Here is a 13,800-nt window from a genome sequence, read left to right as displayed (position 1 = left end):
CGGCACGCCGTGCACGTCATCTTCCGCGAAACCCACGGGATGGAGGAGACCGCCGTCCCGCAGGATCCGGGGCAGGAGCCTGCGGATCTTGTGGTCCTGTCCTTTTCGGACAGCGACCTGGGCGCTTTCGCGGCTGGGTGGCGCGAAGCACGCGGGCGTGATGCGGGATTCCCTTCGCTCAGGCTCGTCAACCTGGGCTCCCTCCTGCACCCCTTATCGGTCGATACCTATGTCGAGCGGACGCTGTCTGGCGCAAAGGCGATTCTGATCCGGTTGATCGGCGGCATGCCTTACTGGAGCTATGGGTTGCAACAGGTGGAAACGCTGGCCCGGTCGCGCGGGATTGCCCTGGCGGTGCTGCCCGGCGACGGCCGCGTCGACGCGCGCCTCGATGCGGCCTCCACCCTGCCGGTGCCGGTACTGCGCGATCTGGCGCGGAATTGCGATGCGGGCGGGGTGGCGGCGGCATGTTCCGCACTCGTCCGCTTGGCACGTGTTGCCGGACTGGTCGATGCTGCGCTTCCGGACAGCGCGCCCGTACCCGAGGCGGGCGGCTGGCATCCCGAACACGGCGTGATCGATCCCGCAGCTTTCGTGCGCGATCCCGCCCGGCCGCTGGTGCTGATCGTGTTCTACCGCTCCTATCTGACCGCCCACGATCTGGACCCGTTCGCGGTGTTGCACGCTGCATTCGCGCATCGCGGCTTCGATGCGGTGTCGATTTTCGTACCGTCGCTGAAGGCGCCCACGGTGCGCGGTCAGGTGGACCAGTGGGTGCGTGCCCTGTCGCCGGACGCGATCATCAACGCCACCGCCTTTTCCGCGCGCGGCGAAGAGGGGGACACTCCGCTCGATGGCGCTGGCGTCCCGGTGCTCCAGCTGGCCCTGGCGACCTGCGCGCGGACGGCCTGGGCGGGCACCGCGCGCGGGCTGTCCCCCGCCGACCTGGCCATGCACGTCGTGCTACCCGAGATCGACGGGCGGGTCTTTGCCGGGGTCGCCAGTTTCAAGGAGAGCGGCGCGCGCGATCCCGACCTGCAATTCGCCCGCGCCGTCCACCGTGCCGATCCCGAACGGATCGCGGCGATTGCCGCGCGGGTGGCGGGCTGGGTCGCCCTGGCGCGAAAGCCCGTGGGCGGGCGGCGCGTGGCGCTGCTTCTGTCCACCTATCCGGGCAAGGCGCACCAGATGGCGCATGCCGTGGGTCTGGACGCGCTGGCCTCGGCAGAGGCCATCCTCGCCGATCTGGCGCAGGCGGGTTATGCCGCCGAGAGCAGCGTTCGGGCCACCGATCTCGAACGTGCCTGTCTGCGATGGCCGCTGGCGGACTATCGCAAGGCGCTGGCGTCCTTGCCGGACGAACTGCGCGCCGACCTTTTCACCGCCTGGGGCGAACCGGAAGACGATCCGGCCGTCGTTGACGGCGCCTTCCGCTTCGCCGCGCTGCCTGCCGGCGCGGCGCTGCTGGCCCTGCAACCGGAACGGGGCCACGCCGCCGGCCGCGACGGTGAGTATCACGATCTTTCCCGTTGCCCGCGCCATGGCTATGTCGCCTTCTATCTGTGGCTGCGCGAGCAGGGGACGGACGCGCTGGTGCATGTTGGTGCGCATGGCACGCTCGAATGGCTGCCGGGCAAGTCGGTCGCGCTGTCCGGCGGTTGCTGGCCCGAGGCGCTGACCGGCGCGATGCCGGTGATCTACCCCTTTATCGTCAACGATCCGGGCGAGGCGGCGCAGGCCAAGCGCCGCATCGGTGCGGTCACCATCGGGCATGTGCCGCCGCCGCTGGCGTCGACCCGCAGCGGCGCCGGATTGGGACGGATCGAGGCGCTGCTGGACGAATTTTCCAATGCCGACGGACTCGATCCCGCGCGGCGTGGCCGCCTGCAGGATGCCATCCGCGACGAAGCACGGGCATTGGGGCTCGAAGCCGAGCTGGGCCTCGATGGCGCGGCCACGCTGGCCGAGGCGATCACCCGGATCGACCGCTTCGTGTGCGATGTGAAGGAAAGCCAGTTTGGCGACGGGCTGCATATCTTTGGGCGCGGGGAACATGGTGCGGCGGAACGCGACGGGCTGCTGGCGGCGCTGGATGGGCGGCGGGTGCCGCCCGGTCCTTCCGGTTCGCCGTTTCGCGGGCGCAGCGACGTGCTGCCGACGGGTCGGAATCTTTACGCGATAGACCCGCGCGCCGTGCCTTCGCGTGCGGCCCATGCGCAAGGCGTTCGCCTCGCCGAGGAACTGGTCCGGCGGCATTTGCAAGATCATGGCGATTATCCGCGTGGGCTGGTCGTCGATCTGTGGGGCGCGGCCACGATGCGCACGGCGGGCGAGGAGTTCGCCATGGCGCTGCACCTGCTGGGCGCGAGGCCGCTGTGGGATACCGGCTCCGAGCGGGTGACGGGGGTGGAAATTCTCAACCTCGCCGTCTTGGACCGGCCGCGCATCGATGCCACCTTGCGGGTGTCGGGCCTGTTTCGTGACGCGTTCCCGACGCTGCCGTTGCTGTTCGGACAGGCGGTGCGGGCGCTGTGCGAGCGCGATGAACCGGCGGAATGGAATCCCTTCGCCGGGCAGGGCGCGAGCCCCCGCGTTTACGGTCCCGCTCCGGGCAGCTATGGCCTGGGCCTCGGCAGCGCGGCGGAGACCTATACCGATGCGGCGCGGCGGGCTGCTGGAGAAGCCTGGCTGGCGGCATCGGATCATGCGCTGGATACGGTGTTCGGCGAAGGAGCCGGCCGGGCCGACCCGCAGGGACTGCGCCTGCGCGTGGCCGGGGCGGATGCCTTCGTCCATCTCCAGGACCTGCCCGAGACAGACCTGCTGCTCGCCGCCGACTATGCCGCGCACGAGGCTGGATTTGCCGCCGCCAAGGCGCTCACCGGGGGTGAGGCCGCACTCTATCACCTCGATAATCGGGATCCGGCGCAGCCCACCGCGCGCACCGTGACCGAGGAAATCGCCCGCGTCGTGCGTGCCCGCGCGGCTCACCCAGGCTGGGTGGCGGGGATGATGCGTCACGGTTTTCGCGGGGGCGCGGAACTGGCGGCGACGCTGGATCATCTCGGGGCATTTGCGCACCTTGCGGGCGGAGTGCCACCGCACCTGTTCGACCTCTATCACGACGCGACGCTGGGCAGCGGCGAGGTCCGGGCTTTTCTGGAACAGGCAAATCCGGGCGCGCTGGCGGCAATGGAGGCCCGCTTCGCCGCGCTTCACGTTGCCGGACTGTGGCGGACGCGGCGCAATTCCATCCTCGCCAGCTTGCCAACCTCCTCCAGCCGGAGGGATGGGGCATGACCGGGTGCACGGTGAAAGGCTGGTGCCCCGATGCCTGGCGCCCGATGATGGCGGGCGACGGACTGCTGGTGCGGGTCAAGCCGCGCCTTGGCCGTCTGACGCGCGCGCAGGCGCTGGGGCTGTGCGATGCCGCGATGGCGCATGGCAATGGCCTGATCGACCTGACCCGGCGCGCCAATCTGCAGATACGCGGGGTGTCCGAACAAGGCTGGCAGAGGCTGCTGGACCGGCTGCTGGCGCAGGGTCTGGTGCATCCCGATCCTGCTATCGAACAGCGGCGTAATCTGCTGCTGCCGCCCGACTGCCGGACGGGCGACGACAGCCACCGGATCGCCTGCGACCTGCTGGACCGGCTGGATGAACTGCCGGATCTGCCGGGCAAGACGGGCTTTGTTATCGATGCCGGGCAGGCCTGTGTATTGCGCGATGAGGCGGGCGATTTCCGCATCGAGCGCGGGGCGGGGGGCGGGCTTATCCTGCGGGGCGGAGGACGGGATACGGGCGCCCCGGTCGCTCCCGGCAAGGAGGCCGACGCGCTGGTCGCGCTGGCCCGCTGGTTCGTGGCAAGTGGCGGCGCCCATGTCGGCCGCATGGCACGGCACGATGCCGCTCTTCCCGGCTGGGCCGATGGCGATGTTCCGCCGGGGCCGCCCGCTGCCCGCATCGTGCCGGGAGCGCATGACATAGGCACCGCCTGTGGTGCGCCGTTCGGCTGTCTCCACGCGGAGACTCTGGCCTGCCTGCTGCAAGCCTCGTCCGCCCGCGCGTTGCGGATCACGCCGTGGCGGGTGCTCGTGCTGGAAGGCGTTCATGCGCCCCTCGACAGCATGGCGGGGCTGATAACCGATCCCGCCGATCCCCTCCTGCGCGTCGATGCCTGTCCCGGCGCGCCGCTGTGCCCGCAGGCCACCGTCGAAACCCGCGATCTCGCCCGCCGCATTGCCTCGTTGGTGACTGGCAGCCTGCATGTGTCGGGCTGCGCCAAGGGCTGTGCCCGGTCCGCCCCGGCCGATGCCACGCTGACGGGCAGCACCGGCCTGTTCGACCTTGCCCTGAACGCGGTCCCCGGATCGCCTGCCGTTCGCTCCGCCGTCGGCACTGCCGAACTGCTTGCCCACTTCGAAAGGCGCCCTGATGCCGCATGTCTATGAAACCGACGGGGCGGCGATCTACCGCCAGTCCTTCGCCACGATCCGCGCCGAAGCCGAGCTGGCACGCTTTTCGGAGGACGAGGAACCGGTGGCGGTGCGCATGATCCATGCCGCCGGGATGGTGGAGCTGGCCGCGCATATCCGTTTCTCCGGCGGCTTCGTGGCAGAGGCGCGGGCGGCGCTGGCGGATGGCGCGCCGGTGCTGTGCGATGCGCGGATGGTGTCCGAAGGGATCACCCGCGCCCGACTTCCCGCCGCCAACCCGGTCATCTGCACGTTGCATGAGCGCCAGGTGCCGGACATGGCGCGGGTGATCGGCAACACCCGCTCCGCCGCGGCGCTGGAGCTATGGCGGCCGCATCTGGCGGGCGCGGTCGTGGCCATCGGCAATGCGCCCACCGCGCTGTTCCACCTGCTGAACATGCTGGACGCTCCGGATTGTCCGCGCCCGGCGGCGATAATCGGTTGCCCGGTCGGCTTCGTCGGCGCGGTCGAATCCAAGGCCGCTCTGTGGGCTGCGCCGCCGGTTCCGTGCTGCATTGTCGAGGGACGGCTGGGCGGCAGCGCGATCACGGTTGCCGCGGTCAACGCGCTGGCGAGCCGCGCGGAATGAGCGGGCAGATGGGAACCGTGCATGGCGTGGGCCTGGGTCCCGGTGCGCCCGATCTCCTGAGCGTGCGGGCCGACCGGCTGGTGCGCGGGGCGCGCCATGTCGCCTATTTCCGCAAGGCGGGAAGGCCGGGACAGGCGCGCCGCATCGCCGAGGGCATGTTGCGCGAGGACGCAGTCGAAATTCCGATGGAATATCCGGTGACGACGGAAATTCCGGTATCCGATCCACGCTACAACGCCCGGCTGTCCGCCTTCTACGCCGATTGCACCGGGCGGCTGGTCGCCCTGGCGCGGTCGGGCGAGGATATTGTCGTGCTGTGTGAGGGCGATCCGTTTTTCTACGGCTCGTTCATGCATCTCCATGCCCGCTTGTCGGGCATGGTGCCGGTCAATGTGGTGCCGGGCATCACCGGCATGGCCGGCGCCTGGAACGCGACCGGCCAGCCGATCACTTGGGGCGACGACGTGCTGACCGTGGCGATGGCGACCCTGCCGGAAGCGGAACTGGCCCGGCGCATCCGCGATACCGACGCGCTGGTGGTGATGAAGATCGGGCGCAACCTGCCCAAGCTGCGCCGTGCGGTGGTCGCGGCCGGGCGCGAGGATGTGGCCTGGCTGGTCGAACATGCCGCCATGCCCGGCCAGCGCGTGACCCCGTTGGCCGACGCGGAGAGCGTCACGCCCTATTTCTCGATCCTGCTGATTCACGGCCAAGGACGCAGACCATGAATGCGGAGGCGGCCGTGAGTGCCGGACTGACCAGCGGCTGGCTGGCCATCGCCGGGCTGGGACCGGGGGACGAGGCGCTGGTGACGCCCGAAGTTGCCGCCGCCCTGGCTGGGGCCAGCGACGTCATCGGCTATATCCCCTATGTCGCCCGCATCGCCCCGCGCGACGGGCTGGTGCTGCACCCGTCGGACAACCGCGCCGAACTGGACCGCGCGGTCCACGCGCTGAACCTTGCCGCGCAGGGGCGGCGGGTGGTGGTGGTATCGTCGGGCGATCCCGGCGTTTTCGCGATGGCCGCCGCCGTGTTCGAGGCGCTGGAGGCCAGCCCCGCGCATTGGCGCGATCTCGATATCCGGGTGCTGCCCGGCATCACCGCCATGCTCGCCGCCAGCGCGCGGGCCGGGGCGCCGCTGGGGCATGATTTCTGCGCCATCAACCTGTCGGACAATCTCAAGCCCTGGCCGCTGATCGAAAAGCGGCTGCGGCTGGCCGCCGAGGCGGATTTCGCCATGGCCTTCTACAACCCGCGCTCGCAGGCCCGGCCCGAAGGTTTCGCGCGGGTGCTGGAGCTACTGCGCGAGTGTTGCGGCGATGACCGCCCGATCCTGTTCGCCCGCGCCGTGTCCACGCCCGACGAGCAACTGCGGATCGTGGCGCTGGGCGATGCCCTGCCGGAAATGGCCGACATGCGCACCATGGTCATTGTGGGCTCGAGCCGGACCCGGATCATCGAGCGCCCAAGTGGACGAAAGCTCGGCCCGATCCTCTATACGCCCCGCTCGGTGCCAGAGCCGGTGGCGGACCCCGTGTCATGATCCAGCCAGTCGATCACATCCTCCGGGTTGTAGAACTCGGTTCGTTCAGGAACGGCGGGGCGGTCGATCATCAGCACCGGCAGGCCAAGCTGGCGCGCGGCGAGCAGCTTGGCCTGTGCGCCCGTGCCGCCCGCGTTCTTGCACACCACCAGATCGACGGCATGGGCCTGCATCAGCGTACGATCACCTTCGGTCGTGAACGGCCCGCGATCGACGACAAGACTGTGCCGGGGCAGGGCAGGCGGCCGGTCCGGCGCGTCGACGAAGCGCAGGAGATAGTGGTGCTGCGGCTGGGCGGCGAAGGCCTCGACATGCATCCGCCCCAACGCCAGCATCACGCGGCGGGCTGGGCCGGCCAGCGCAGCGACCGCGCCGTCGATGTCGGCCGCATGGGTCCAGCGGTCTTCCGGGGCGGGCTGCCATGCCGGCCGGGTCAGAGCGACATGGGCGATGCCCGCCTGCCGCGCCGCTTCGACCGCATGGGCGCTCATGGTTGCGGCAAAGGGATGGGTCGCATCGACCAGATGGGTCACCCTGTGCTGGCGCAGATAGTCCGCCAGCCCCGCCACGCCGCCAAAGCCGCCGACCCGGATCGGCACGGGCTGAAGCCGGGGCGCTTCGGTTCGCCCGGCATAGCTCAGCGTTGCGGCAATGCCCCGCGCGGCCAGCAGCCGGGCCAGCGCGCTGGCCTCGGTCGTGCCGCCCAGCAGGAGGACATGGCGCATGACTGATACGGTTCCTCATGCATGGTTGACGATCATCGGCGTGGGCGAGGACGGGGCGGAGAGCCTTGTCCCTGCGAGCCGGGCGGCGCTGGCGCGGGCCGAACTGGTCATCGGACCGGCCCGGCACCTGTCGCTGCTGCCCGCGCATAGCTGCCCCGTCATCGAATGGCCAGTTCCCTTCGCCGACGGGATCGCCCGGTTGATTGAGCATCGCGGGCGGCGCGTGGTGATGCTGGCCTCTGGCGATCCGTTCTGGTTCGGCGCGGGGAGCAGCGTGACGGCTCACCTCAGCCGGGAAGAATGGACCGCGATCCCCGCGCCTTCAACCTTCACGCTTGCCGCCGCGCGGCTGGGCTGGCCGCTTCAGGATGTGGCCTGCCTTGGCCTTCACGCCGCGCCGCTGGAACGTCTGCGTCCGCACCTCTCGCCCGGACGGCGCGTGCTGGCTCTGCTGCGTGACGGCGAGGCGGTAGCGGCGCTGGCCGACTATCTCTCAAGGCAAGGTTTCGGGTCATCGGCGCTGCATGTTCTGGAGGCGCAGGGCGGGCCGCGTGAGCGCGTTCGCCTGACGGCGGCCGATGCGCTGTCCTTTACCGACGTGGCCCATCCGGTCGCGGTCGGGATCGAATGCGCGGGCGACGGGCGCACCCTGCCGCTGACGCCGGGACGGCCAGATGACTGGTTCGCGTCGGACGGACAATTGACCAAGAGCCCGGTGCGGGCACTTGCCTTGTCGGCGCTGGCGCCGCGCCCCGGCGAATTGCTGTGGGACATCGGTGCGGGATCGGGGTCGGTGGGGATCGAATGGCTGCTGGCCCACCCGGCGAACCGGGCCTGCGCGATAGAGGCCGATCCCATGCGCGCGGTCCGCGCGCAGGCCAACGCCGCGGCGCTCGGGGTGGACCGGCTCGATCTGCTGACCGGCACTGCGCCCGATGTCCTGCCCGAGGGGCCTGCGCCCGATGCGGTGTTCATCGGCGGTGGCTTGTCGGACGCCTTGCTGGACAGGCTATGGGCGCGCTTGCCCCCCGGAACCCGGCTGGTCGCCAATGCGGTGACGCTGGAATCCGAGGCGCTGCTGACCCGCTGGCATGGCGCGAAAGGCGGCAGCCTTCTGCGGATCGAACTGGCCGATGCCGCACCGCTGGGAAGCAAACACGGCTGGCGCGCGCGCTATCCGGTGGTGCAGTGGAGCGTTACGCTGTGATCGTCGCGGGCTTCGGGTTCCGGTCGGGCGCGGGCCTGCCTTCGCTGCGCGCGGCATTCCTTCTGGCGCAGCAGGGGTACCCACCGGTGACGCATCTCGCCACGGTGTGCGGCAAACTGGCGGTGCTGGCTCCGCTGGCCGAAGCGCTGGGCCTGCCGCTGACCGGAGTGGAGCCTGAAGCGCTGGCCGCTGCCGCCACGATCACCCGTTCCGCCGCCAGCCTTGCCGCCCATGGCACCGGCAGCCTTGCCGAAGCCAGCGCCCTCGCGGCAGCCGGGGTGGGCGCGGGCCTGCTCGGGCCGCGTCATATCTCCCCTGATCGCATGGCCACTTGTGCCCTTGCAATCCGGGCTTCCGCCAAAGGACATTCGACATGACCGTGCATTTCATCGGCGCCGGCCCCGGCGCGCCCGACCTGCTGACCCTGCGCGGAAGGGATCTGATCGCCGCCAGCCCTGTGTGCCTTTATGCCGGGTCGCTGGTGCCCGAGGCGGTGCTGGCGCATTGCCCCCCCGGCGCGCGGATCGTCAACACCGCGCCGCTGGAACTGGACGGGATCATGGCCGAGATCACCGCCGCGCACGCCGCCGGGCAGGACGTGGCGCGGCTGCATTCAGGCGACCTGTCGGTCTGGTCCGCGATGGGCGAGCAACTGCGCCGCCTGCGCGCGATGGACATTCCCTTCACGGTTACGCCCGGTGTGCCAGCCTTCGCCGCCGCCGCCGCCGCGCTGGAGGCGGAACTGACTCTGCCCGAACTGGCGCAATCGCTGGTGCTGACCCGCACGCCGGGCCGCGCGAGCACCATGCCGCCCGCCGAAAGCCTGGCCAATTTCGCGAGGACAGGCGCGACGCTGGCCATTCATCTTTCCATACACAATCTGGGCCTAGTGGTGGCCGACCTGTCTCCCGCCTATGGTGCGGATTGCCCGGCAGCGGTGGTCTGGCGGGCAAGTTGGCCGGACCAGCGGATCGTCCGCGCCACGCTCGACACTATCGAACAGGCCGTGGCGGGCACCATGGAGCGCACTGCGCTGATCCTGGTCGGACGGGTTCTGGCCGCACAGGATTTTGCCGAAAGCAGTCTCTATGCGCCCGGCTATGATCGCCGGTTCCGGCCTCAGGATGCCGCTTCACGCTTTGCGGGGGTGAGCGAATGAAGGTGCCCCAAGGGTTCCCGCCGGGACTGATGATCGCGGCACCGGCATCGGGGACGGGCAAGACCACGGTGATGCTGGGCCTGCTGCGCGCGCTCACCGAAGACGGGCTGGCGGTGCAGCCGTTCAAGAGCGGGCCGGACTATATCGATCCGGCCTTTCACCGGGCCGCCAGCGGGCGGGCTTCGTTCAACCTCGATAGCTGGGCGATGGATGGTGCGCTGGTCGATACCATCACAGGCCAGGCGGCGGGCGCGGACATGGTGCTGGCCGAAGGGTCGATGGGCCTGTTTGACGGCGTGGCCAGCACGGGTGCGCTGGGCAATGGCGCCAGCGCCGACATGGCGCGGCGTATGGGCTGGCCCGTCGTGCTGGTGCTGGATGTATCGGGACAGGCGCAGTCCGCCGCCGCTACCGCGCTGGGCTTCAAAAGCCTCGATCCACACCTGCCATTCGCGGGCGTGATCCTGAACCGCGTGGCCAGCTCGCGCCATGAACGACTGGTGCGGCGAGGGCTGGAAGCGGCGGGCGTGTCCGTGCTGGGCGCCTTGCCACGGCGCGGCGACCTGACCCTGCCCGAACGCCACCTCGGACTGGTCCAGGCGGAGGAGCACCCCGACCTCGAGCACGCTATCGCCGGTTACGCGGCCTTCCTGCGCGAACATGCGGATCTCGGCGCCATTCGCGCGGCGGCCCGCGCTGCCGGGCGGACGGGCGAGGAAGGACAATTGCCGTCCCCTCCGGCCCAGCGCATCGCCATGGCCCGCGATGCCGCCTTTTCCTTCGTCTATCCGCATCTGCTCGAAGGCTGGCGGCGTGCGGGGGCACAGATAATCCCGTTCTCGCCGCTGGCCGATGAGGCACCCGCCGGGGACGCCGATCTGGTCTGGCTGCCCGGCGGCTACCCCGAACTGCACGCGGGCACAATTGCGGGTGCAACGAACTTCCTGTCGGGTCTGCGCGCCCATGCCCGGACACGGCCGGTCCACGGCGAATGCGGCGGTTACATGGTGCTGGGCGAGTCGCTGATCGACAAGGCGGGAGAGCGGCACCGGATGGCTGGCCTGCTTGGCCTTGTCACCAGCCATGCCCAGCGCCGGATGCATCTGGGCTATCGCCATGCCGAACTGCTGGCACCGATAGCGTGCCTTGCCGCCGGAACCAGGCTGCGCGGCCACGAATTTCATTATTCCACCATTGTCGAACAAACCGACGCCCCGCTCGCGCGCGTGACTGACGCCGATGGCGGGTCCGTTGGCGAAACCGGATCACATCGCGGTCCTGTGACGGGCACGTTCTTCCACCTGATCGCGCCTTCGGCATCGGGGAGTGTGGGATGAGCGGCTTCGTATCCTTTGTCGGAGCAGGTCCGGGCGATCCGGATCTGCTGACAGTGAAAGCTGTCACGCGGCTCGGCGAGGCCGACGCGATATTGTTCGACGATCTTGCCTCGCGCCCGGTGCTCGATCGTGCGCGCCAAGGCGTGAAGCTCGTCCCAGTCGGCAAACGCGCGGGCTGCCCGTCGCCCAGCCAGGCGGAGGTCAGCCGGCTGTTGGTGGAGCACGCGCGGGCGGGCATGCGGGTTGTGCGGCTCAAATCTGGTGATGCGGGTATTTTTGGGCGGCTTGAGGAAGAAGTCAGCGCGTTGCGTGAGGCCGGGATTTCCTTCGAGATCATTCCGGGCGTCAGCGCCGCCAGCGCTGCTGCGGCGGCCATCGGCATCCCGCTTACCCGGCGCGAGAAGGCGCGGCGATTGCAGTTCGTGACGGGCCATGGTGTGAACGGGCAACTCCCGAAAAATCTTAACATGGCCGCTCTGGCTGATCCGGCGGCGACCACCGTCATGTATATGGCAAAGCGCACCTTTCCGTTGCTGGCCGACCGGCTGCTGGCCAGCGGCATAGCGCCCGATACACCAGCGATCCTTGCCGAAAATGTCGGCCATCCCGACCAGAATCTTGTGCGCAGCACTGTCGCCGGATTGGCAGAAATGCTGACTGGCCGGTCATCAGCGACACCTGCGATCATCCTCTACGGCCCGCTGCTGGAGGGCGCATGATCGAACTCCACCTCATCGGCATCGGCACGGGCAATCCCGATCATCTGACTGCGCAGGCAGTGGCGGCAATGAACAATGCCGATCTGATTCTGCTACCGCGCAAGGGTGCCGCGAAGTCCGATCTTATCGATTTGCGGCGGGGGATTTGCGCAGCTGTGCTCACGGCTCCCGTGCAGGTTGCGGAGTTCGATCTGCCTGCCCGCAGCGATGATCCGGCCTATCTTGATGCCGTGCACGACTGGCATGATGCCATCGCCGCCACATGGTGCGCGCAGATTGCCGAGCATCTGCCCGATGGCGGCAGGCTGGCCATGCTCGTCTGGGGCGATCCTTCGCTCTATGACAGCACGCTGAGGATTGCCGAACGGCTGAAGGGCGCCGGGCTGGATGTGGCCGTTCGAGTAGTGCCGGGTATCACGAGCATTCAGGCGCTCACGGCGGCGCACGCCATCCCGCTCAACCGATTGGCAGGGTCGGTGACGATCACCACCGGGCGGATGCTGCGCGAACGGGGCTGGCCGGAGGGGGCTGGCACTATCGTCGTGATGCTCGACAGCGGCGGCGCCTTCGAGGTGCTGGAGCCGCAGGGCATTTCGATCTGGTGGGGCGCCTATCTGGGCATGACGCACGAAGCGCTCGAACAGGGGGCGCTGGCCGAAGCCGGCCCCCGGATCGCCGCGCGCCGGGCCGATCTGCGCGCCCGCCATGGCTGGATCATGGATGTCTATCTCATGCGAAAGGAGCAAGCCGATGGAGCCTGAAAGCCAGGAGGATAGCGCCGTGGATGCGGCGAATGGCGATACCCGCCATGCCGACAAGATGCGCAAAAAACAGGCAGCACGCACCGCGATCATGGCCACCAAGACTCGCGAACAGGGTCTGCTGATCGTCCACACCGGCAAGGGCAAGGGCAAGACCAGCGCGGCGCTAGGCATGGTGGTCCGTGCGATCGGCCACGGGATGAAAGTGGGTGTCGTCCAGTTCGTCAAGGGCGCGATGACGACCGGAGAGAAGGCGGTATTCGGTGCCTTTCCCGATTCTGTCGAGTTCAAGCCGATGGGCGAGGGCTTTACCTGGGATACGCAGGACCGCGCCCGCGACATCGCCGTCACTCGCGCCGCGTGGGAGGAGGTCAAGCGGATGATCTCCGATCCTTCCTATCACATGGTCCTGGCCGACGAACTGAACATCGCGCTGCGCTATGACTATCTGCCGCTGGACGAGGTGCTGGAGGTGGTCTCGGCCCGCGGCGAGATGAAGCACGTCATCGTCACCGGCCGCAACGCTCCCGAAGCGTTGATCGAGGCGGCCGACCTCGTCACTGAAATGACCATGGTGAAGCACCCGTTCCGTTCCGGCGTGAAGGCGCAGAAGGGGATCGAGTTCTGAGCGCCGTTCCGCCCCTGTTCGACGCGGGCTTTGCCGGGCAGTTCAACGAATTGCTGCGCTGGCGCCGCGATGTCCGGCATTTCGCGCCGCGCGGCGTGAAGGAAGCGGACATACGCGCGCTGCTGGAATGCGCCGCCCTCGCGCCTTCGGTCGGTAATTCGCAGCCGTGGCGGTTCGTGCGCCTGCGCTCGCCCGCGATCCGCGATGCGCTCGGCGCCCATGTCGATGCGCAGAGTGTTCGCGCGGCCGAGCGCTATGCCGGGCAGGCGCGGCATGATCATTATCTCTCGCTGAAGCTGCACGCGCTGCGCGAGGCGCCCGAATTGATGGCGGTGTTCTGCGACGAACGGCCCGAGGCAGGGCACGGCCTCGGCACCGCCACCATGCCGGAAACGCTGCGCTATTCCTGCGTGCTGGCGATCCACAATCTGTGGCTGGCGGCCCGGCTGCGGGGCATCGGCCTTGGCTGGGTTTCGATCGTCGATCCCGACACGGTTCGCGCCATGCTGGATGTGCCCGCCCACTGGTCGCTGATCGCGCTGCTGTGCATCGGCTACCCGGCGGAAGAATCCGACACACCCGAACTGGAACAACGCGGCTGGCAAGCCAGAGAATCGCTGAGCGACCGGGTGTTCGAGCGATGAACTTCAAGCAAAG

At 69.1% G+C, this 13,800-nt stretch carries 14 protein-coding genes; 13 read left to right on the top strand and 1 reads right to left on the bottom strand.

Annotation, left to right across the window (positions count from 1 at the left end):
- The first annotated feature begins 9 nt into the window (after positions 1–9).
- From cobN to cobJ, 5 genes are read left to right on the top strand one after another with little or no spacing between them, the layout of a single operon-like run.
- Entirely contained in the window at positions 10–3,300 is a 3,291-nt protein-coding gene (gene cobN, locus EQG66_RS00500) for a cobaltochelatase subunit CobN (protein WP_129402916.1), read from the top strand.
- On the top strand, positions 3,297–4,451 hold the full coding sequence (locus EQG66_RS00495) for a cobalamin biosynthesis protein CobG (RefSeq protein ID WP_129402597.1): 1,155 nt from the start codon (positions 3,297–3,299) through the stop codon (positions 4,449–4,451). Before cobN ends, EQG66_RS00495 begins: the two co-directional genes overlap by 4 nt.
- Positions 4,435–5,064 carry a precorrin-8X methylmutase gene (locus EQG66_RS00490; RefSeq protein ID WP_129402596.1) on the top strand — a complete coding sequence of 210 codons (630 nt, stop codon included), beginning with the start codon at positions 4,435–4,437 and terminating at the stop codon, positions 5,062–5,064. The genes EQG66_RS00495 and EQG66_RS00490 overlap by 17 nt, the downstream gene beginning before the upstream one ends.
- Positions 5,061–5,792 (top strand): precorrin-2 C(20)-methyltransferase, encoded by a 732-nt coding sequence (cobI, locus tag EQG66_RS00485; RefSeq protein WP_129402595.1) that lies wholly within the window; start codon positions 5,061–5,063, stop codon positions 5,790–5,792. Before EQG66_RS00490 ends, cobI begins: the two co-directional genes overlap by 4 nt.
- A complete protein-coding gene (gene cobJ, locus EQG66_RS00480) occupies positions 5,789–6,607 on the top strand; it encodes a precorrin-3B C(17)-methyltransferase (protein WP_129402594.1) in 819 nt (272 codons plus the stop codon). Before cobI ends, cobJ begins: the two co-directional genes overlap by 4 nt.
- On the opposite strand, the gene EQG66_RS00475 is transcribed toward cobJ, so the two are convergent.
- Entirely contained in the window at positions 6,559–7,332 is a 774-nt protein-coding gene (locus EQG66_RS00475; RefSeq protein WP_129402593.1) for a cobalt-precorrin-6A reductase, read from the bottom strand. The genes cobJ and EQG66_RS00475 overlap by 49 nt on opposite strands.
- On the opposite strand from EQG66_RS00475, the gene cbiE reads away from it, so the two are divergent.
- The 8 genes from cbiE to bluB are packed head-to-tail and all read left to right on the top strand — an operon-like array spanning position 7,331 to position 13,787.
- Positions 7,331–8,539, top strand: a complete 1,209-nt coding sequence (gene cbiE, locus EQG66_RS00470) for a precorrin-6y C5,15-methyltransferase (decarboxylating) subunit CbiE (protein ID WP_129402592.1) — start codon at positions 7,331–7,333, stop codon at positions 8,537–8,539. The genes EQG66_RS00475 and cbiE overlap by 2 nt on opposite strands.
- Positions 8,536–8,916, top strand: a complete 381-nt coding sequence (locus EQG66_RS00465) for a cobalamin biosynthesis protein (protein ID WP_129402915.1) — start codon at positions 8,536–8,538, stop codon at positions 8,914–8,916. Before cbiE ends, EQG66_RS00465 begins: the two co-directional genes overlap by 4 nt.
- Complete coding sequence (cobM, locus tag EQG66_RS00460) at positions 8,913–9,698, top strand: precorrin-4 C(11)-methyltransferase (RefSeq protein ID WP_129402591.1); 786 nt, start codon at positions 8,913–8,915, stop codon at positions 9,696–9,698. The genes EQG66_RS00465 and cobM overlap by 4 nt, the downstream gene beginning before the upstream one ends.
- Positions 9,695–11,035 (top strand): cobyrinic acid a,c-diamide synthase CobB, encoded by a 1,341-nt coding sequence (locus EQG66_RS00455; RefSeq protein ID WP_129402590.1) that lies wholly within the window; start codon positions 9,695–9,697, stop codon positions 11,033–11,035. Before cobM ends, EQG66_RS00455 begins: the two co-directional genes overlap by 4 nt.
- Positions 11,032–11,754, top strand: a complete 723-nt coding sequence (cobA, locus tag EQG66_RS00450) for a uroporphyrinogen-III C-methyltransferase (protein ID WP_129402589.1) — start codon at positions 11,032–11,034, stop codon at positions 11,752–11,754. The genes EQG66_RS00455 and cobA overlap by 4 nt, the downstream gene beginning before the upstream one ends.
- Positions 11,751–12,515 (top strand): precorrin-6A synthase (deacetylating), encoded by a 765-nt coding sequence (cobF, locus tag EQG66_RS00445; RefSeq protein ID WP_129402588.1) that lies wholly within the window; start codon positions 11,751–11,753, stop codon positions 12,513–12,515. The genes cobA and cobF overlap by 4 nt, the downstream gene beginning before the upstream one ends.
- Positions 12,505–13,143, top strand: a complete 639-nt coding sequence (gene cobO / locus EQG66_RS00440) for a cob(I)yrinic acid a,c-diamide adenosyltransferase (protein ID WP_129402587.1) — start codon at positions 12,505–12,507, stop codon at positions 13,141–13,143. The genes cobF and cobO overlap by 11 nt, the downstream gene beginning before the upstream one ends.
- Positions 13,140–13,787, top strand: a complete 648-nt coding sequence (bluB, locus tag EQG66_RS00435) for a 5,6-dimethylbenzimidazole synthase (protein WP_129402586.1) — start codon at positions 13,140–13,142, stop codon at positions 13,785–13,787. The genes cobO and bluB overlap by 4 nt, the downstream gene beginning before the upstream one ends.
- The last annotated feature ends 13 nt before the right edge of the window (positions 13,788–13,800 follow it).

Origin of the sequence: Sphingobium fluviale (genome assembly GCF_004122115.1) — a bacterium.
Lineage (GTDB): Bacteria > Pseudomonadota > Alphaproteobacteria > Sphingomonadales > Sphingomonadaceae > Sphingobium > Sphingobium fluviale.
The sequence above is the reverse complement of the archived record's forward strand: the minus strand, read 5'-3'. Positions and strand labels throughout refer to the sequence as shown.